1 rRNA gene is annotated in these 570 nt (G+C 38.8%); it reads left to right on the top strand.

The features are described from left to right. Nucleotides 1-437: 437 nt before the first annotated feature. A 23S ribosomal RNA gene (locus tag GAB14E_RS0123020) occupies nucleotides 438-570 on the top strand; the annotation flags it as partial.

Here is a 570-nt window from a genome sequence, read left to right on the forward strand (position 1 = left end):
CACCATCTCTTATCTTTCACTAAAGAAAGAAGCCAAACTTAACGCATTCTTCTCAACTGAGAACGATGATTTAAGTTTGGTTTTTTAAACCATATCTTTGCCGAATGTGTGCAAATGATAAGTTCTTTAACAATCTGGAAAGCTGATATAAATATCGGTATTTATATGTTGAACACGGTGTCGCGCTGTTGTTCATATGATTATAAATACCAAGCTGTTAGCACATTCTCTTATCGTGAATGTGGTGATGGTGATAGTGCATCCCCCCAAGGATGTATTATCGAATTCATACTACTCGAAAGAGTAAGATGTCTTATCAAGTAACTCATCATAAATCTTCGGATTTATTGAGTACGTGAAAATGTCAGACTTTACAATTGCCTTGGATTAGTCTCCAGGGTGTACTTCGTGTCTTTCGAGACTACTTAGGGTTGTATGGTTAAGTGACTAAGCGTATGTGGTGGATGCCTTGGCAGTTAGAGGCGATGAAGGACGTGTTAATCTGCGAAAAGCTTTGGTGAGGTGATAAAAACCGTTATAGCCAAAGATGTCCGAATGGGGAAACCCACT

The organism is Colwellia psychrerythraea, from assembly GCF_000764185.1.
Lineage (GTDB): Bacteria > Pseudomonadota > Gammaproteobacteria > Enterobacterales > Alteromonadaceae > Colwellia > Colwellia psychrerythraea_B.